The sequence below is a fragment of the Fulvivirga sediminis genome, from assembly GCF_016757215.1.
In the GTDB taxonomy this organism is placed as follows: domain Bacteria; phylum Bacteroidota; class Bacteroidia; order Cytophagales; family Cyclobacteriaceae; genus Fulvivirga; species Fulvivirga sediminis.
In genome coordinates, this window is record NZ_JAESIY010000003.1 from 405,717 (window position 1) to 422,527 (window position 16,811).

Sequence of the window (16,811 nt, forward strand, 5' to 3'; positions counted from 1 at the left end):
TGTTAGGTTGGTGCCAAAATTAGTTAACATAATTCATATTGAAATAATATAGATCACATTAATCGTAATAGTATCGTAATCGACTCATCAAGATAGAGTAATGTTCGGATTTTAGATTTGTATTGTATGGGTTATAACAAAGATACCCTGTGGTACTGGCTGAATGTATGCAGGGTGTCTTTTTACTAATTTTTTATGAAAGAGCCATCTAAACGCCCCGTTGATGTAGTAGTGATCTCAGATGTGCATTTGGGCACTTACGGTTGTCATGCAGAAGATCTTCTGCGTTACCTCAAAACCATAAAACCCAAAAAGCTCATTCTGAATGGTGATATAATAGATATATGGCAGTTTAGTAAACGGTATTGGCCGAGCTCGCACATGCAAATTGTAAAGCATATTACAGGTTTACTGAGCAAGGGTACAGAAGTAGTGTATATCACTGGCAATCATGACGAGATGCTACGCAAATTTGTAGGTTTTAAATTAGGTAAGTTTAAGATTGTCAATAAGATCGTGCTTCGTAAGGGAGGGAAAAGAACCTGGATTTTTCACGGAGATGTATTTGATATTACCATGCAACATTCTAAGTGGCTTGCCAAACTTGGTGCGGTAGGTTATGACTCACTGATTTTACTCAATACGCTGGTTAACTTTATTTCTAAGAGTATAGGAAGGGGTAAAATATCGCTTAGTAAAAAAATAAAAGACAGTGTGAAGAGTGCAGTGAAGTTCATTGATGATTTTGAAGGTACAGCGGCAGATATAGCCATTAGTAATGAATACGATTATGTGATTTGTGGCCATATTCATCACCCTCAAATGCGTGAGGTGGTGACTGATAACGGTTCTGTAACCTATTTAAATTCAGGTGATTGGGTTGAAAATTTCACTGCATTGGAATACAATAATAACCAATGGAGCTTGTACCACTTTTTAGATGATCCTGTAGCCAAGGCAGTAGTGCTAAACAAGAAGGAGCGGAAAAAGGAACTGGATAATAATGATATTTTTAAAACGATGATCAGCGAATTTTTAACAGTGAAAGTATGAGGATTCTTTATGCAATACAAGGTACTGGCAATGGACATATTAGCAGGGCTATGGACGTGGGGCCGGCGTTAGAAAAGCATGGTGAAGTAGATTATCTGGTAAGTGGGGCTCAGGTGGAGATTAGCCTTTCTCAAATACCTAAATATAGGTCTCCGGGGGTGAGTTTTTATTTTGGTAAACGTGGTGGAATTAACCTCAGCAAAACCTTTATGAAAAATTCAACCTTAAGGTTTTATAAAGAGATTAATGATTTTCCTATAGATCAATATGATTTAGTTATAAATGATTTTGAGCCTATTACGGCTTGGGCAGCCCGTAAACGTGGCCGCAGAACCGTAGGCTTGAGCCATCAAGGAGCTTTGCTTTCTGATAAATGTCCGAAGCCAGAATCCAGAGATATTGTTGGCAAAATGATTTTGAAGAATTACGCTCCGGTTTCTCAGAATTATGGCTTTCATTTCGATGCGTTTGACACTGATATTTATACCCCTGTGGTGAGAAAATGCATTAGAGATGTTAAGCCTACTAACAAGGGTCACTATACCGTCTATTTGCCAGCCTATTCTGATGAGAAGATTATAAAAGTACTTTCTCAGATAAAAGGTATTCAATGGCAGGTGTTTTCCAAACATTCGTCTAAAGCTTACCATATAGATGATATAAGTATTGTGCCTATTCATAATGACCTTTTTATTGAGAGCATTACTTCCGCTCAAGGAGTGCTATGTGGTGCGGGTTTTGAAACTCCTGCTGAGAGCCTCTATCTAGGAAAAAAATTAATGGTAATACCCATGGAAGGTCAGTATGAGCAACATTGCAATGCTGCTGCTTTAAGGAAGCTGGGCATACCTGTTTTGAAAAAATTAAAGTTGAAAAAAGTGAATAAAATACAAGATTGGGTGCAGTCTGATATGGTATTACAAATGGATTACCCAGATGAGACTGAGGCAATAGTCACAAGAATTATAGAAAAAGAGATGGGGTATGAAAGATAAAAACCAACACAGGATATTGCTTGTGGATGATGATAAAGACATTCTTGACTTATTAAAGTATAACTTACAAAAAGAAGGCTACGACGTAGAGGTAGAGAAAAAAAGTACTAAATCTATAGAAACAGCCACTAAATTTCACCCTGACCTCATAGTTCTGGATATTATGATGCCTAAGGTTAATGGTATTGAAATTTGTCGTCAGTTGAGAGAAATGCCGGATTTCAAAAACACTTACATATTTTTCCTTACTGCGAAAGGTGATAAATTACTACAAACTCAGGCCTTAGACACAGGAGGAGATGATTATATAGAAAAAATAACTGGTCTAAGGGCCCTGACTCATAAAATAAGTACTGTACTTAAAAACAACTTAGTTATAAGAAAGAGTATAAAGGAGATTACTTATGGAGATTTTCGAATAGAAAGATCATCTCATAAGGTATATTTTAATAACAAAGTAGTGGAATTGCCCAGATACGAGTTTGAATTACTTTATTTTTTTGCCCAAAATCCACATAAGACCATTACTCAAGATAGTTTATTGAATAATATATGGGGCTCCGATATTTATATTTTCTCCAAGTCAGTAGATACTTATATAGCCAGCATAGGGAAGAAGCTGGGTAAAAAATTTATTGCCAAAGTCAGTGAAAACCAATATAAATTTGAGCTTAGATAAAAGCTCTGTCATGTGCTCTGTATTGCAATAGTAACTCCTTGTTATTACTGGCTGGCTTTAAGTTTTGCATATTGAATAACGCTCTTGCTGCTTGCCCTACGGCCACATTCGGATGATAATGATCTCTGGAGAAATGCACGTATTTTAGCACCATAAAGCCGTTAAACCAGTGGTAAAACTGTTTGTAAAAAGTTTCTTCAGAAGCTGAGTTGTTAGTTATTCTCTTCAAATTATTGGTAAATTCTTTGTCCGTTAAGAATCCCTGCACTGAGGGCGGAAGAGAATCCATGACAGCCTCTATATTCTTAGTAGTAAAAAGGTATTGCACTTGCTGGATGAAGGTTTTCAATTCCTCAAAAATCCGCGGACTGTAGGTTTGCATTTGCTTGGTTTTTAGCCATTCATTTACGGCCTTGCCAGTACCAAATGGAACGCGGTCAGATCTTCTTGGAGAGGGTATTACCTTTGTGTCATTGATCTCGCCATAATTGCCCAAAGGAATTATTTTATGTAGAAAATAGAAGTCTTCTCCTGCTTTTCTTTTGTTCATTCCTCCTTGTTTTTGATAAGCATTGCTTCTTACTGCCATACTTGATCCTATGGTTTCATAGGCATACGGAAAACCAGCATATCTTAATGCGTTCACATAATATCTTAAGAAAAGCTCATAATCAATTATCGCTTCATAGATTTCCTCAGGGTAGGGGCCATCAAGAGGGTGCTCAAAGTAAATGGAGGCCCCAGGGCAGTTCGGCTGATCTTTAAAAAAGGATACTGTGCTTTGTAAGTAATTTGTATCACATTGGCTGTCAGCATCATAGCAAATGATTACTCCATCAGGCTTACCTATAGATTCAAAGCGTCTCACAGCCTCGTCCATGGCTATTCTGCGAGCCATGCCCACGCCTGCATCCTTTGGTTTCAAATCATTAATATAGAAAGTAAATACCTTGAAAGAAGGCTCTGAATGTGTCTTAGACCATATCAGAGCTTCTTCAAAGGCTTTATTGTTTACTGTTTTTATTTCTTCAGATGCATTTTCAGCTTCATTAATAACTATAATCACCTCAATGCTCAAAGCTTGCCTGTTACAGTTTTTTAGTGATTCCAAGCTCTCAATTAGGTGCTCCTCTTTGAAACAAGGAATGGTCACTACAGCATCTAGCACTTTATCAGCAGGGTCATTGATGAGCTTTTGAGGATAGGCGTAGCGCGATAAATACAAGTTTTCCATCAAGGGGCCAGTCTGTTTACCTCCCAGTTGTCGCCTTTTTTGACATACAAAATTCTATCATGAAGCCTGCTGGGTCTGCCTTGCCAGAACTCTATTAAAAATGGCTCTACTAGGTAGCCTCCCCATTGCTTGGGTTTGGGCAGTACTTCATCATCTTTGTGCTTTTCGGCAATTTTCTTCTGTCTTTCTTCTAATACCTCACGGTTGGCTATCACGGTGCTTTGAGGGGAAGTCCATGCGCCTATTTGGCTTCCTTTAGGTCGGCTTTGAAAATATTCCGTAGACTCTGCTTCGCTCAATTTAGTGGTCATACCTTGAATACGTACTTGCCTCTCTAGTTCTGGCCAGAAAAAATTAAGAGCCACCGCCGGGTTGCTAGCAAGCTCTTTACCCTTAGCGCTTTGGTAATTGGTATAAAAACTGAATCCTTTTTCTGATACCCCTTTAAGTAATATGATTCGGGAAGAAGGAAAGCCCTGCTCGCCAATGGTAGCCACATTCATGGCAGTTGCCTCTTTAATGTCGCATTCAATGGCTTCATTAAGCCACTTTTCAAACTGGTTGATAGGATTAGGTAGTAAATCCTGTTCATCTAATGCCTTTAGGGCATAATCTTTTCTTATATCAGCAATATTTTTATCCATAACCTTAAATTTTAGCCCAAATTTAAAATCTTTGTTAATTTAAAGACTATCATATTTTAATAAATAACGGAAGTAACGTATATTATAAATGAAACTAAGTATAGAGTTGGCCTGTGAAAGCAGTCAGGAGTGGGTTGATACAGTAATGTCAGACTTTGATTCTTTTTTACAGGATCATGCTAATTGTGAACGGAAGGCTTCTGCTATGGCCATGAGCTTTGTGGCTAAGTATCCGGATCGACTGGAGATAATACCCGAATTGATAGAAACAGGCATAGAAGAGTTGGAGCATTTTCAGTCGGTTTATAATATCATGCAGGAGAGAGGCGTGGCATTGCCTCCGGAAATGGGACAAGATTTGTATGTAAAACAGCTGATAAATCATTGCCATACAGATGTGGAAAGAAGGTTTTTGGATAGACTACTCCTAGCTTCTATTATCGAATGTCGTGGTGCAGAGCGCTTTAGGCTGGTATATGAGGCGTTGCCCGTGGGAGATTTAAAAACATTTTATCATAATCTTTGGGCCTCAGAAGCGAAGCATGGTAATATTTTCGTAAAAATGGCCTTGATTTATTTTGATAAAGACCATACTTATAAGAGATTAGAAGAACTAAATACAGTTGAAGCAAAGGTCTTGCAGTCTTTACCACTAAAACCCGCTTTGCACTAAATGGAATATTTTAAGTATAAAAATAATTTTCAGCCGGAAAAAGGAAGTCTGCTGATCTCGGAGCCATTCCTGCCAGATCCTAATTTTGAGCGCACAGTAGTATTACTTTGTGAACATAATGATGAAGGGTCTTTTGGGTTTGTTTTGAATAAGCCATCTACAGTTTTATTAGATGAAATCATTGAAGATGTGAATGACTTCAGCGAAAAGGTTTATATTGGCGGGCCGGTACAGCAGGACACGCTACATTTTGTACATAGAGAAGAAAATATAGAAGGTGGAGTGCCCATAGCTGAGGGCCTTTACTGGGGTGGTAATTTTGAGCAACTGCTCACTATGATTAACACCAAGCAAGTGTCGGGTAATGATTTTCGTTTTTTTGTAGGTTATTCTGGTTGGTCAGAAGGTCAGTTAAAAAACGAGTTAGATGCTGATTCTTGGATTGTGGCTAATTATGCTAATGAACAATTGGTATTTAATACCCCCGAAGAAGAGTTGTGGAAAGTGGTGCTTAAAGAGTTGGGTGGCAGGTTTAATGTCTACTCAAATTATCCCACAGACCCACGCTTAAATTGAATGATTTTGTTATTTTTACGGTTATACAGTTCGAAAACTGCAAAACATGGATAAAGAGAAGGACATCAAGGAAGTAGATAATACTACTAACACTGATCAGGAGCAAAACGAAAACAATGACGTTAGCACTGAGCAGGAACAAGCCGGACAATCAGAGCCGGAAACTGAAAATAGTGTTTCTGACGAAGTCAATTCGGATAGCACTGAAACATCTGACATAGAGCCTACAGAAAAAACTGAAGCTACAGACCAGGCAAAAACAAAGCAGGGTGAGCAGCTTAACTCTGAGGAAGATCTTGCTGAAAAGGATCATGACGATGAACACGATGATGATCATCATGATGAAGACTACAGTAACTATTCTAAAGAGGAGTTAGTAGAGCTCATTAAGGCATTAGCCAAAGGCGATAACTTGCAGAAAGCTGATAGGGTAGCCAAAGAAATAAAACCTTTATATGATGAGATAAGAAATCATGAGAGGCAACAGGCACTGGAGAAGTTTGTGGCAGATGGGGCAGAAGAGTCTGACTTTGATTATAAACCTACAGAACTTGATAATCGCTTTGATGCTAATTATAAGCTGATACGAGATAGGAGACAGCAAGATCTCAAATCGCGTGAGCAGCAAAAAGAAACTAACCTTAAGAGAAAACAAGATATTTTAGAAAAACTCCGTGAGTTTGTAGACTCAGAGGAGACTAATATCAGTTTTGAGGCTTTTAAGGAACTTCAGAATGAGTGGAAAGATATAGGGACCGTTCCTGGTGCTTATGCTAAAACCCTTTGGGCTAATTATAATGCTCTCATTGATAGATTTTACGATAATAGAAGCATCTATTTTGAGCTTAAGGAGCTTGATAGAAGAAAAAATCTAGACTCTAAAATTGAGCTTTGCGAGCGCGCCGAGAAGTTGATAGAGTTTGAGAATCTTAAAGATGCTATTAAAGAGCTCAACGAACTTCATCATGAGTTTAAACATATAGGTCCTGTACCTAAAGATGAGCAGGAAGCACTTTGGCAAAGATTTAAAGGAGCTTCTGATGCTATATATGCTAGAAGAAAAGAATTTGTAGATCAGCTAAAGGTAGAGCTGGAGGAGAATCTTGTGGTGAAAGCTAAGCTTGCCGATGAGGTTCAGGAGTTTGTTGATTTTGATTCTGACAGGATCAAAGAATGGAATGCGAAAACTAAGGACATTCTTGAAATACAAAAAAGATGGGAAGCTACCGGAGGATTACCTCGTGCTAAGGCTAAAGAGGTAAACAAAAAATTCTGGGGAACTTTTAAAACCTTCTTTAATAATAAGAGTGCTTTCTTTAAGAGATTAGATGCACAGAGAGAAGGTAATCTGGAGAAGAAAAAAGAGCTTATAGCCAAGGCTCAGGAACTAAAAGAAAGCAATGAGTGGCAAAAAGCCGCTGATCAGTTTAAGCAATTGCAGCGCGATTGGAAAGAGATAGGTCCTGTTCCAGAAAAGTACAGAGAATCAGTATATAAAGAGTTTAAAGAAGCTGCAGATCACTTTTTTGAAAGAAAAAGGTCTAACAATAGTGAGTTAGAGAAGGATTATGAGGATAATCTGAAGAAAAAAGAAGAGATCTGTGATAAGATAGAGGCTTTGGCTAATGGAGAAACAGAGGATCTGGATACACTCAGAGGATTGCAAGATCAATACATGGAGATAGGTTTTGTGCCTCGTAAAAGTATTACCAAAATCAAAAACAGGTATACTGAAGTGGTAGATAAATACCTAAACAGTATTAAAGGTCTGTCTAAAGAAGAAAAAACGGAGATTAAACTCGAAAATCAAGTAAATAAACTTCTTAATAGTCCTAATGCAGATCAAAAGCTTTATAGAAAGGAGCAAACACTTCGAAAGCAAATAGGTAAGATAGAGAATGATATAGCTGTTTGGAAAAATAATTTGGAATTCTTTGCGTCTTCAAAAACAGCAGATAAGCTGAAGGATGAATTTAATGCTAAGATTAAAGCGGCTACTGATGAGCTTAAAGTACTTAAAAAAGAGCTTAGAATGGTAAGAACCGCGAACTGATAAAAAAAGCCATAAAATTTTCTCGTTAAGTATTTGCAATTATAATTTGATGCATTACATTTGCACTCCATTAAATAAAAAGGCAGATCAAAAAGATGATTAAAGTCTTATAAAATGGAAGAGAGAGGCCTCCATAGCTCAGTTGGCCAGAGCAACTGACTTGTAATCAGTAGGTCGTTGGTTCGAATCCGACTGGGGGCTCAAAAGCCACTTATAACGAAATGTTGTAAGTGGCTTTTTTTATTGCTTTTGAGGTGTATCTCTTCTTTGGCCCTACTTATTTTTCATTAGGCATGAAAGGCTTTCAGCTTTTGGATGTTCTCTTCTATGTGCTTTTGTTTGAGCGGCTCTAATGTTTTTTTACCATACTCGGTATAGTACTTATGGTTCTGGAGAAATTCGAGGTTGCGTGTGAGCCATTCTGCATCTGAAAGTTGTACGTTAAAAACGTTCGAAATTTCTTTTCTTAGAAGATGGTTACGTTCCCAGTAATCAGGCTGTGATAGGTGATAAAGGTCTGCATCACAAAGCACTTTTTCAAGTTTACTTTTAGGGCATGCTGTAAGGCTTGTTGCTCGAATACAGTGAGATATAGTATGTAAATTCCTATTATCAACAGAAATGTTTACTTTTAGAAATGCACGGGCTAACGAAGCGCTTAGGTCTTCATGATGATGAGGACCATTAATATAGCCTGTGTCATGAAACCATGCAGCCATTTTACAATTAACAAGCTCTTTTTCTGTTAAATTTTCATGCCTGCCTATAAGTTCGGTAGCCTGCACTACATAGCGCGTGTGATCCAAATTATGAAAGCTATAACTTTCAGATATGGATGTTTCTAATAAGCTAATCACATATTCTTCTACGGGTTCCAACATGAGCTTTTCATTTAATTAGGATAAATGTAGGCCCCAATTCTGTAGAAAAATGGGAATGGTAGGGGAGTTGTGAATGATGTTGTAGCAGTAAGTAACATACTGTATCTTATAGGTTGAATGATATGGTGATGATGTGCTCATTTTCCTGACATTGGTATTTGATGTCATAATGAAGTATTTCGCAGATTTGCTTTACCATAGCAAGCCCCAGTCCTGATGATTCTGAAGATGGATTGTCTTTTGCGAAGCGATCAAAAAGTTTATGTGGGTCTACGGTGAGCTTATGGCCTGAATTTTTGATTATGAGCTTGTTTTCATCTAAATAAATATGAATGTATCCTTTCAGAATATTATGCTTGATAGCATTGCTGATGAGGTTGTTAGTAAGAATTTGAAGCAGTGATTTGTTAACTGGGCGATTGTTTTTTTGATTGTTGAACAGCTGCTTCTTAATTAGTAAACCTTTGGCCTGAATAAAGTCTTCATAACTTTCTAATGTTTCTAAAACAAGGCTTTCTAAGCTTGCATTTTCATATTGATTGAAGTTGCGGTTTTCGATTTTAGCTAATAGAAGCAGTGCCTTGTTAGTCTTAGACATCCGATTGATAGACGACTCTATTCTTTCGAGGCTTAAAATTTGTTCTTTATCCGATACTTGCTGTAATAGCCAGTCTATATTAGATTTAATGATTGCTAAAGGAGTTTGAAATTCATGGCTGGCGTTTTCAGTAAATTCTTTTAATCCTTCATAGTCGTTTCTTATTCTTTCGGTCATGGTAAAAATGGCTTGATTCAATTCAGTGAATTCCTGAACATCAGTAGTTACGGGTGTTAGTTGGGCTGGAGTACGAATCTGAAATTCTTTAAGCTGATTCAAAATGGCATAAAAGGGTTTCCATAATCTTTTTGAGAGCGCATTATTAATTAACAAAAGGCCTATGAGTAGTAGAATGAAAAGTAGGGTCATAGATGAAGCTATGCCTAGTAGAATGTCTTTGGATTGAATGAGTGATTCTCTGAGAGTAAGTTTGTATATCTTACTATTAATTTTTTTGTAAGTTGTTAGTTGTAGGTAGGGAATACGTTCATCTTCACTGCTAGTAATCAGCGTGTCAGAGATTTCATCGGGCTTTATGGATTTTTGAATAGAATCCAGCTCGAACTCTATAGGGTTTAAAAGGTAAGATCCGTAATCTCCTTGCTCAATCTTTTCTGTGAATTCTTCTACCTCATAGCTTAAAACTTTTTGTATCTGATTTCTTATAATGCCACTAATCATGAAAAACAGTATAATGCCCCCAATAGTCATTAAAAGTGCTACTGACGATAAATAGTATCGATTAGTTTTAGATAGAAGTTTCACTGATCAAGAAATTTATAGCCTACTCCATATACTGCATGAAAGTAATTGAAGGAGCTTTTACTATTGATTTTTTTGCGTACATTTTTTATTTGAGAATATATGAAATCATAAGAATCCGCTACATCCATATGATCTCCCCATAGATGCTCTGCAATAGAGCCTTTAGATAGTACACGTTTGGGGTTTTGTATGAAGAATAAGAGTATCTCATATTCCTTTTTGGTAAGGGGTACCATGGTATCATTTACGGTAACACTTTTGGCGTCAGGATCAATGACTATGTCTTTCAGTTTGATAAGTCTTTCGCCCGAAAAATTCAGCCTTCTGTGTAGCGACTTTATTCGGGTGTTCAGTTCATGTAAGTGAAATGGTTTGGTTAGATAATCATCAGCGCCTAGTTCAAGGCCTTTAATCTTGTCATCAACAGAGTTTTTGGCTGATATAATGATAATGCCTCCGTTATGCTCATGTCTTTTGTAGGAATCTACTACATCCAGACCGCTACCATGAGGTAAAGTAATATCAACCAAAATGCAGTCGTATTCATAAACTCCTATTTTTTCAATCGCCATATTATAGTCTGTTGCTATTTCACAGAGATATCCTTCTTCTTTTAAGTAGTGGGAGATGGTTTCAACTAACGAAATTTCATCTTCTACCAGTAGTATTTTCATAGTTGACTTATTTTAATCTTTAGCAAATTAAGGCTGTAATGTTGTAGATATTCTGGAATAGGAAAAGTCAAAATCCTAATTTTCTCCAAAATTCATCCCACTTCTCTACAAAAAGACAATATAGCTTCGCTTTGAATAATTTAATGAAAAGATGAGCAAAGTGAGAATTAATGTTCTGTTATTATTGATGTTTGGATGGTGGAGTAGTGTCAGTGCACAGAACTCAATGCTGCATACTCGTTATGAGGCAGATAGCGCCATGCTATTGAGAAACGTGGAGTTGAAGAGGTTTAATACTTCGTTAAAAACTTCGGCTGTATTGGTAGGAGCTGGATTTTTAGCACTTACTAATAACAATTTTCTTAGCAGTGTACATATTGCTGAAGAGCGGAATGAAAATATGCCCAATTTCCGTGTTCATGTTGATGATTATTTACAGTATGCTCCTGCTGCGGTAGTGTATGGATTAAATCTTGCCGGAGTTAAGGGTAAGAATAATTTTGGAGATAGAACAGCCATTCTTTTGAAATCAGAATTGATTATGATGGCCATAGTATTTCCGTCTAAAGAGCTTACTCACCATCAGCGGCCGGATGGCTCTAATCACCAGTCTTTCCCTTCAGGGCATACAGCGCAGGCATTTGCCGCTGCTACCTTTTTGCATAAAGAGTATGGGCATCTGAGTCCATTGTATAGTATTGTAGCATATGCTTCTGCTACGGCTGTGGGTGCTTTAAGGGTGATGAATAATAAACATTATACCTCTGATGTGTTAGTGGGAGCAGGAGTAGGGATATTGGCTACAAATCTTGCATACCTAACGCATCAATACAGGTGGAGTGGAAGAAGGAAAAGCAAAAGCAAAAGCACTCTTTCTGTTATGCCTGTTTATAAAAATAAAAGCTTAGGTGTAAATATGAGCCTTAAATTGAATTAAAAGCAGGATAACCATTTTTACTTTATTAGACGTTGGCGTCTATTTTATCTGCTAACCTTATCAAGAGCAAAAAAAATAATATTGGAAGTGAATAATTAGATAATAGCATCTGATGCTAGCGAAGTGAATTAATTTGAGGTGTTTACTCTTATTAGGCGGTGCCGTTGAATGGCTTTGACGTAATGTTGGAAATTTATTGTAAGAAAAAGTTCTATAATCATTTGCATTTATAATCTGATGTACTAGATTTGCAGTCCATCAACGAAAAAAGAACTCTAAAGGAGAGCTATTCGAATGGAAAAGGCCTCCATAGCTCAGTTGGCCAGAGCAACTGACTTGTAATCAGTAGGTCGTTGGTTCGAATCCGACTGGGGGCTCCAAAGCCACTTATAACGAAATGTTGTAAGTGGCTTTTTTTGTTTATTAGGTTTGGAGATGAAGTTCCTATGCATAATTATAAGTCTCATTCCTTTTTTCTTTCTTAAATTGGTATCTTAAAATACCAACATAGAGATGACCATAAGAAAGGTAAAGCCCACCGATAATCAAGCTTTAGCCAGTATGATTAAAGCAGTTTTTGTTGAGCACGACGCACCTAAGGTGGGTACTGTTTACTCTGACCCTACCACCAATCATTTATACGAGTTGTTTGATGAAGATAAGGCTGAATTGTGGGTGGCTGAAGAAGGGGGGAATGTGGTAGGGTGTTGCGGCATTTATCCTACATCAGGGTTGCCGGCTGGTTGTGTGGAGTTAGTCAAATTCTATTTAGCACCAAACGCAAGAGGTAAAGGAGTAGGTAGAGCTTTAATGGAGAAGAGCATGGAATCTGCCCAGAATATGGGGTACAAGCAGGTTTACTTGGAGAGTCATCCTAAATTTGCAAAAGCAGTAGGCATGTATGAGAAGCTGGGCTTTGTTATGCTTCCAGAGGCTATGGGGCAGTCTGGTCATTCTTCCTGCAATATCTGGATGCTAAAGACATTCGATGACTTAGAGGAGTAAAGGTCATTTCTTTTGTCATTGAAAAGGCTTAGTATCTATTTTCCTTCCGATTTAAAATCAAAAAGATGTTTTTTTAGCAGGCAAACATTAAACTTGCAGGAAAGAAACTGAGAGTAGTATGAAGAGCAATTTCACCTTCCTGATTATCCTATCATTATTATTAAATGCCTGTGGGGCTAAAAATGACACTCAAAAACAGCGATTTTTGATAAGAGGAAATGAAGCTCTCAGCCAGCAAGATTACAGGGAAGCCACTCGGTTTTTCTCTGAGGCCATCAAAATAGACTCTTGTTATACATCGGCCATTAATAATTTGGGCATTGTTTATTTTGAGCAGGCTCAGTATACCAAGGCCATTCAGGAGTACCAAAGAGCCATACAGTGTGATCCTGAATATTTAGATGCTTACATGAATCGATCCAACGCTTTTTATGAAAGACGGGAATATTATAGTGCCCTGGAGGATTTAAAATTTGTAGAATCTAAAATACCTGATTCCAGTACAGTTTATTTCAGAAAAGGTTTGGTGAAAGCCAAGCTAAGAAGATTTGATGAGGCACTGCAGGAATTTAATAAGGCCTTGGAGCTTGATAGTGGTAATGTGGAAACGCTTATAAATAGGGGTTCCGTTAAATATTATATGCATGACCTGGAAGCTGCCGAAGCCGATTTAAAGAAGGCATTAGACCTAGATGTAGAGCAGTCTAATGCTTACAATTCTTTAGCCTTAATAGAGGAGCAAAGAGGTAATTATGATAAGGCCTTAGAGCTAGTAAATACAGCGCTAACTTATGAATCTTTACAACCATATTTTTTGAATAACAGAGGCTTTATTTATTTACAGAAAGGAGAGCTGGAAAAGGCTAAAAATGATATTGATAGAAGCATTACTTTAGATTCTAAAAATGCATGGGCTTACAGAAATAAGGGGTGGTACTATTACCAAAAAGAACAGTATGATCAGTCGGTTAAGTTGCTGGCTCATGCTCTTAGATTAGATGAGTTTGTTTCCAATATTCACCTCTATTATGGCTTGGCATTGAGGGCAGCGGGAGATGAAACGGCAGCTTGTAAACAGCTATTTCTAGCTAAAGAAAATAAAGAAGATGTAACCGATGAATTACTTTCTTCTTGCCATTAATTGTCTTAAAAATTATTGAATGTAATCCGTTTTAATTGATTGATATTCAGTTGTATATGAGCTCTATTTCAATAATCTTCTAGGAGGAACAACGAAAATGCTCACGTTGTAGACCATGGCTGCATTTAGCTTATTTTCTATAACTGTATCTGCATTAAATCCGACTTCTGAAGAAAGGTCAAAATTAATGTTAGAGCGCAGTCCGCTTTCTATACCAAACCATAGCCAGTCATGAATCTCACGCTCCCAACATAGTAGGAATCTTACTTCTGATTTGTTCAGGTAAAGTAGCTCTTTTTGATTGTCATCTAACCTAACGCTGTAGTTGGATCCATTGAGTTCAGATTTTAAATAGAAAAAGTTCTTTTGATTCAGGGTGCTGTAGCGGAGTTTCGCTTCTGCAGGTAGTATCATTTCTACTCCCCACTGATTGTTAAAAGATTTATTGTAGGCAATAATGGGTGCAATGGATCTACGGCCGAAGTTGTAACTAAAAGCTACACCGAAGGCATAGGATACATAGTCGTTTTTCTTCCAGCCTATAAGTGGAGATACTGAAAACTTGAAAAATTCATGTTTGGCAAAGGAGTCTGATCCATAATCTCCATTAAGCCCTCCGCTAAGACGAAGAAGGTAAAAACGATTGGTTTTGGTAGGCTTTACCATAAATATTTCACCTCTAATGCTTCTCAGTGAACGGTTCTCAAGGTTTTTATAAAAAGGGTATTCCAGATTCTCTGCATCCTCGAAATTATGTTCTTCTACGAAGTATTTAATTCCAGCGGCCATTTTAAAACCATCTTTCATGATTATGGGTGCCCTTAATTTAAACTCCCAGCGCCGATTTCTTCTTAGCTCAGCCTTGCTGTTTCCATATTCATCACTTTTAGAGCTTATGCTGTAATCTCTTACTATTTCCCTTTTGATAACTATGCCTTTTGAGCGTGGTAAGCCAATGACGCCTGGTACACAAAAAGTGGAATCTGTGCAATTAACAATGCTTTCCTGCGCATAGCAGCAGAAATTAAGAGAGTAAAATAGAACAAGATATGGAAGTTTTCGAACCATTAATGATTATTAGAGATTATAATATGCTATGTCTATTCTTTAGCTTAATTTACAAACATCTTATTTTATACGATGTTTAAAGTATGATGAAAAAGATAAATATATTGTTATTGTGTTTGTTTGTAGTAGGATGTAAGTTCACTCCGTACAGTGGAAACGACATATATAACGAAAAAGCCAAGTTACCTGAAGATGAAGCTCCACATTTTAAAAATTCCTTGGAATGGTGGTATTTTACAGGTCACCTGAATGATGTTAATTCTTCTGATCAATATGGTGTTGAATATGTTATTTTTCACTTTAATCCAAAAAACAAGAAGGATTACCTGATGAGTAATTTTGCCATCACTGATCCACAAGGCAATACTTTTCGATATGATTATAAAATACTAAAGCAGGATAGCCTGCTGAGACCAGAGCTACCTATTGATTTGGAGCTTGTTCATAAGGATATTGAACATCGCCTCTCTGGCCAAATGGGAGAGTATAAAATTGAGGCTAATATGCCAGATGATCATCTATCGCTAAAACTTGAAACTAAACCAGCCAAGCCTATATTATTGCATAATAGTACTGGGTATGAAAATTATGGAGAATATGCTGAAGCGGGATATTACTCATATCCCAGATTGGAGGCTAAAGGTCAATTGTTTAGATATGGTAAACCAATACAGCTGGCAGGCGAGCTGTGGTATGACAGGCAGTGGAATTGTATAGGCGTATGGCAGAAGCAAGTGGCGTGGGAGTGGTTTTCAGTTCAACTAAATAATGGGCAAGAACTAATGCTCTATAGGCTACACCATTTTGGAGATAATAAAGATATATATGGAGGCACTTTTTACGGTGAAAATGGTGAGCAGATAGATCTAAAAGGAACCAATATTAGCATAGAGGCAACTGAATATTGGAAGAGCGGTCATTCAAAAACTTCTTATCCGGTCAGCTGGGAAATTAAACTACCATCTTTGGATGTTAATTTAAATATTAAAGCTGTATTGAAAGATCAGGAATTAGGACTAAGCTTTAGTCCTATACATAAATTTTATTATTGGGAAGGTATGTGCGCTGCTAGTGGCACTATGGACGGTGTACCTATAGCAGGGCAGTCTTATGTAGAGATGACGAATAGAGATGCATTTGAAAAACAATGAGTTTAAAGAGTTTATAGATAAACTGCAAAACAGACTGAAAAGTCCTTTGCCTGGGGCGAATGCTCAGCGCATAATGATGCCCGCAGAAAGTACAGAGGAACGTTTCAATCTGGATAAAAAAGATGTGAGGTTAGGCGGTGTAATGGTTCTTTTTTATGAGAAGGAAGATGGTATATATCTGCCTCTTACCCAAAGGCATGATTATAAGGGTACTCATGGAGGTCAGGTGAGTCTTCCTGGAGGTAAGTGGGAGGAAGAAGATGAGAATCTGGAAGCTACCGCGCTGAGAGAAACGCATGAGGAGATAGGCATAAGCCCTGATGATGTTACGGTAATTGGTAAACTGAGTGATTTATATATACCACCCAGCAATTTTAGGGTGAGTCCGTTTATTGGTTATACTTCAAGAAAGCCAAATTTTAATATAGATACCTATGAAGTGAAAGAGTTATTGGAAACGCCTGTGAATGTTTTGGAAGATAAAGCGTACCGTAAGCAAAAAGACATCCTGGTGAGGTCTCACTTAAGATTAAAAGCCCCATATTTTGATGTTAATGGAAAAGTGGTTTGGGGAGCTACTGCTATGATGCTTGCTGAGCTTGTGAGTCTGATAGATGAAATTAGAGGCATATCAGACAACTAGAATTTGGTTAGTACCGATTATTTAATTTACTTCACCGCTTT

The 16,811-nt window shown here is 37.4% G+C and carries 17 protein-coding genes and 2 tRNA genes; 13 read left to right on the forward strand and 6 right to left on the reverse strand.

From position 1 onward, the window contains the following. Positions 1–195: 195 nt before the first annotated feature. Genes JL102_RS07380 through JL102_RS07390 form a run of 3 tightly spaced genes read left to right on the forward strand, consistent with a single transcriptional unit; the run spans position 196 to position 2,727 of the window. Positions 196–1,053: a UDP-2,3-diacylglucosamine diphosphatase gene (locus JL102_RS07380; protein WP_202243620.1), complete on the forward strand. Its 858-nt coding sequence runs from the start codon at positions 196–198 to the stop codon at positions 1,051–1,053. Further along, complete coding sequence (locus JL102_RS07385; RefSeq protein WP_202243621.1) at positions 1,050–2,048, forward strand: glycosyltransferase family protein; 999 nt, start codon at positions 1,050–1,052, stop codon at positions 2,046–2,048. Before JL102_RS07380 ends, JL102_RS07385 begins: the two co-directional genes overlap by 4 nt. Further along, positions 2,038–2,727: a response regulator transcription factor gene (locus JL102_RS07390; protein WP_202243622.1), complete on the forward strand. Its 690-nt coding sequence runs from the start codon at positions 2,038–2,040 to the stop codon at positions 2,725–2,727. Before JL102_RS07385 ends, JL102_RS07390 begins: the two co-directional genes overlap by 11 nt. Here the strand turns inward: JL102_RS07390 and JL102_RS07395 are convergent. Continuing rightward, positions 2,720–3,961: a glycosyltransferase gene (locus JL102_RS07395; protein ID WP_202243623.1), complete on the reverse strand. Its 1,242-nt coding sequence runs from the start codon at positions 3,959–3,961 to the stop codon at positions 2,720–2,722. The genes JL102_RS07390 and JL102_RS07395 overlap by 8 nt on opposite strands. Further along, complete coding sequence (pdxH, locus tag JL102_RS07400) at positions 3,961–4,605, reverse strand: pyridoxamine 5'-phosphate oxidase (RefSeq protein WP_202243624.1); 645 nt, start codon at positions 4,603–4,605, stop codon at positions 3,961–3,963. Before pdxH ends, JL102_RS07395 begins: the two co-directional genes overlap by 1 nt. Before the next feature lie 88 nt (positions 4,606–4,693). Between pdxH and miaE the strand changes: the two genes are divergently transcribed. From miaE to JL102_RS07420, 4 genes are all read left to right on the forward strand, one after another. Continuing rightward, positions 4,694–5,278 (forward strand): tRNA-(ms[2]io[6]A)-hydroxylase, encoded by a 585-nt coding sequence (miaE, locus tag JL102_RS07405; protein WP_202243625.1) that lies wholly within the window; start codon positions 4,694–4,696, stop codon positions 5,276–5,278. Beyond that, positions 5,279–5,854 carry a YqgE/AlgH family protein gene (locus JL102_RS07410; protein ID WP_202243627.1) on the forward strand — a complete coding sequence of 192 codons (576 nt, stop codon included), beginning with the start codon at positions 5,279–5,281 and terminating at the stop codon, positions 5,852–5,854. It abuts the gene before it with no gap. 46 nt (positions 5,855–5,900) lie between these two features. Further along, positions 5,901–7,907, forward strand: a complete 2,007-nt coding sequence (locus JL102_RS07415; protein ID WP_202243629.1) for a DUF349 domain-containing protein — start codon at positions 5,901–5,903, stop codon at positions 7,905–7,907. A gap of 127 nt (positions 7,908–8,034) precedes the next feature. Beyond that, positions 8,035–8,108: transfer RNA gene (locus JL102_RS07420), tRNA-Thr, on the forward strand. Between the two features lie 86 nt (positions 8,109–8,194). On the opposite strand, the gene JL102_RS07425 is transcribed toward JL102_RS07420, so the two are convergent. The 3 genes from JL102_RS07425 to JL102_RS07435 all read right to left on the reverse strand — a co-directional run bounded on the left by JL102_RS07425 (position 8,195) and on the right by JL102_RS07435 (position 10,825). After that, positions 8,195–8,788, reverse strand: a complete 594-nt coding sequence (locus tag JL102_RS07425; RefSeq protein WP_202243631.1) for an HD domain-containing protein — start codon at positions 8,786–8,788, stop codon at positions 8,195–8,197. 106 nt (positions 8,789–8,894) lie between these two features. Beyond that, on the reverse strand, positions 8,895–10,151 hold the full coding sequence (locus JL102_RS23985; protein WP_202243633.1) for a sensor histidine kinase: 1,257 nt from the start codon (positions 10,149–10,151) through the stop codon (positions 8,895–8,897). Then, the gene (locus JL102_RS07435; RefSeq protein WP_202243635.1) at positions 10,148–10,825 is read right to left on the reverse strand and encodes a response regulator transcription factor; all 678 of its coding nucleotides are present in this window, start codon (positions 10,823–10,825) and stop codon (positions 10,148–10,150) included. Before JL102_RS07435 ends, JL102_RS23985 begins: the two co-directional genes overlap by 4 nt. 151 nt (positions 10,826–10,976) lie before the next feature. Between JL102_RS07435 and JL102_RS07440 the strand changes: the two genes are divergently transcribed. From JL102_RS07440 to JL102_RS07455, 4 genes are all read left to right on the forward strand, one after another. After that, positions 10,977–11,762 (forward strand): phosphatase PAP2 family protein, encoded by a 786-nt coding sequence (locus JL102_RS07440; RefSeq protein ID WP_202243637.1) that lies wholly within the window; start codon positions 10,977–10,979, stop codon positions 11,760–11,762. A 303-nt stretch (positions 11,763–12,065) separates the two neighbouring features. Beyond that, positions 12,066–12,142, forward strand: a tRNA-Thr gene (locus JL102_RS07445). A gap of 133 nt (positions 12,143–12,275) precedes the next feature. Then, on the forward strand, positions 12,276–12,767 hold the full coding sequence (locus tag JL102_RS07450; RefSeq protein WP_237390473.1) for a GNAT family N-acetyltransferase: 492 nt from the start codon (positions 12,276–12,278) through the stop codon (positions 12,765–12,767). Positions 12,768–12,885: 118 nt separating this feature from the next. Continuing rightward, entirely contained in the window at positions 12,886–13,908 is a 1,023-nt protein-coding gene (locus tag JL102_RS07455; protein WP_202243640.1) for a tetratricopeptide repeat protein, read from the forward strand. 63 nt (positions 13,909–13,971) lie between these two features. Here the strand turns inward: JL102_RS07455 and JL102_RS07460 are convergent, their stop codons facing one another. Continuing rightward, positions 13,972–14,976, reverse strand: coding sequence for a hypothetical protein (locus JL102_RS07460; protein WP_202243642.1), 1,005 nt, complete (start codon positions 14,974–14,976; stop codon positions 13,972–13,974). An 83-nt stretch (positions 14,977–15,059) separates the two neighbouring features. Here JL102_RS07460 and JL102_RS07465 point away from each other — a divergent pair, with 83 nt between their 5' ends. Both JL102_RS07465 and JL102_RS07470 read left to right on the forward strand, forming a co-directional pair. Beyond that, positions 15,060–16,127 carry a lipocalin family protein gene (locus tag JL102_RS07465; RefSeq protein WP_202243644.1) on the forward strand — a complete coding sequence of 356 codons (1,068 nt, stop codon included), beginning with the start codon at positions 15,060–15,062 and terminating at the stop codon, positions 16,125–16,127. Continuing rightward, positions 16,108–16,770: an NUDIX hydrolase gene (locus JL102_RS07470; protein WP_202243646.1), complete on the forward strand. Its 663-nt coding sequence runs from the start codon at positions 16,108–16,110 to the stop codon at positions 16,768–16,770. Before JL102_RS07465 ends, JL102_RS07470 begins: the two co-directional genes overlap by 20 nt. Positions 16,771–16,811 lie beyond the last annotated feature (41 nt).

Excerpts from the sequence above, each read along its gene's own strand:
- JL102_RS07380 (WP_202243620.1), top strand. The coding sequence starts at position 196 with ATGAAAGAGCCATCTAAACGCCCCGTTGATGTAGTAGTGATCTCAGAT.
- JL102_RS07385 (WP_202243621.1), top strand. The coding sequence starts at position 1,050 with ATGAGGATTCTTTATGCAATACAAGGTACTGGCAATGGACATATTAGC.
- JL102_RS07390 (WP_202243622.1), top strand. The coding sequence starts at position 2,038 with ATGAAAGATAAAAACCAACACAGGATATTGCTTGTGGATGATGATAAA.
- JL102_RS07395 (WP_202243623.1), bottom strand. The coding sequence starts at position 3,961 with ATGGAAAACTTGTATTTATCGCGCTACGCCTATCCTCAAAAGCTCATC.
- pdxH (WP_202243624.1), bottom strand. The coding sequence starts at position 4,605 with ATGGATAAAAATATTGCTGATATAAGAAAAGATTATGCCCTAAAGGCA.
- miaE (WP_202243625.1), top strand. The coding sequence starts at position 4,694 with ATGAAACTAAGTATAGAGTTGGCCTGTGAAAGCAGTCAGGAGTGGGTT.
- JL102_RS07410 (WP_202243627.1), top strand. The coding sequence starts at position 5,279 with ATGGAATATTTTAAGTATAAAAATAATTTTCAGCCGGAAAAAGGAAGT.
- JL102_RS07415 (WP_202243629.1), top strand. The coding sequence starts at position 5,901 with ATGGATAAAGAGAAGGACATCAAGGAAGTAGATAATACTACTAACACT.
- JL102_RS07425 (WP_202243631.1), bottom strand. The coding sequence starts at position 8,788 with ATGTTGGAACCCGTAGAAGAATATGTGATTAGCTTATTAGAAACATCC.
- JL102_RS07435 (WP_202243635.1), bottom strand. The coding sequence starts at position 10,825 with ATGAAAATACTACTGGTAGAAGATGAAATTTCGTTAGTTGAAACCATC.
- JL102_RS07440 (WP_202243637.1), top strand. The coding sequence starts at position 10,977 with ATGAGCAAAGTGAGAATTAATGTTCTGTTATTATTGATGTTTGGATGG.
- JL102_RS07450 (WP_237390473.1), top strand. The coding sequence starts at position 12,276 with ATGACCATAAGAAAGGTAAAGCCCACCGATAATCAAGCTTTAGCCAGT.
- JL102_RS07455 (WP_202243640.1), top strand. The coding sequence starts at position 12,886 with ATGAAGAGCAATTTCACCTTCCTGATTATCCTATCATTATTATTAAAT.
- JL102_RS07460 (WP_202243642.1), bottom strand. The coding sequence starts at position 14,976 with ATGGTTCGAAAACTTCCATATCTTGTTCTATTTTACTCTCTTAATTTC.
- JL102_RS07465 (WP_202243644.1), top strand. The coding sequence starts at position 15,060 with ATGATGAAAAAGATAAATATATTGTTATTGTGTTTGTTTGTAGTAGGA.
- JL102_RS07470 (WP_202243646.1), top strand. The coding sequence starts at position 16,108 with ATGCATTTGAAAAACAATGAGTTTAAAGAGTTTATAGATAAACTGCAA.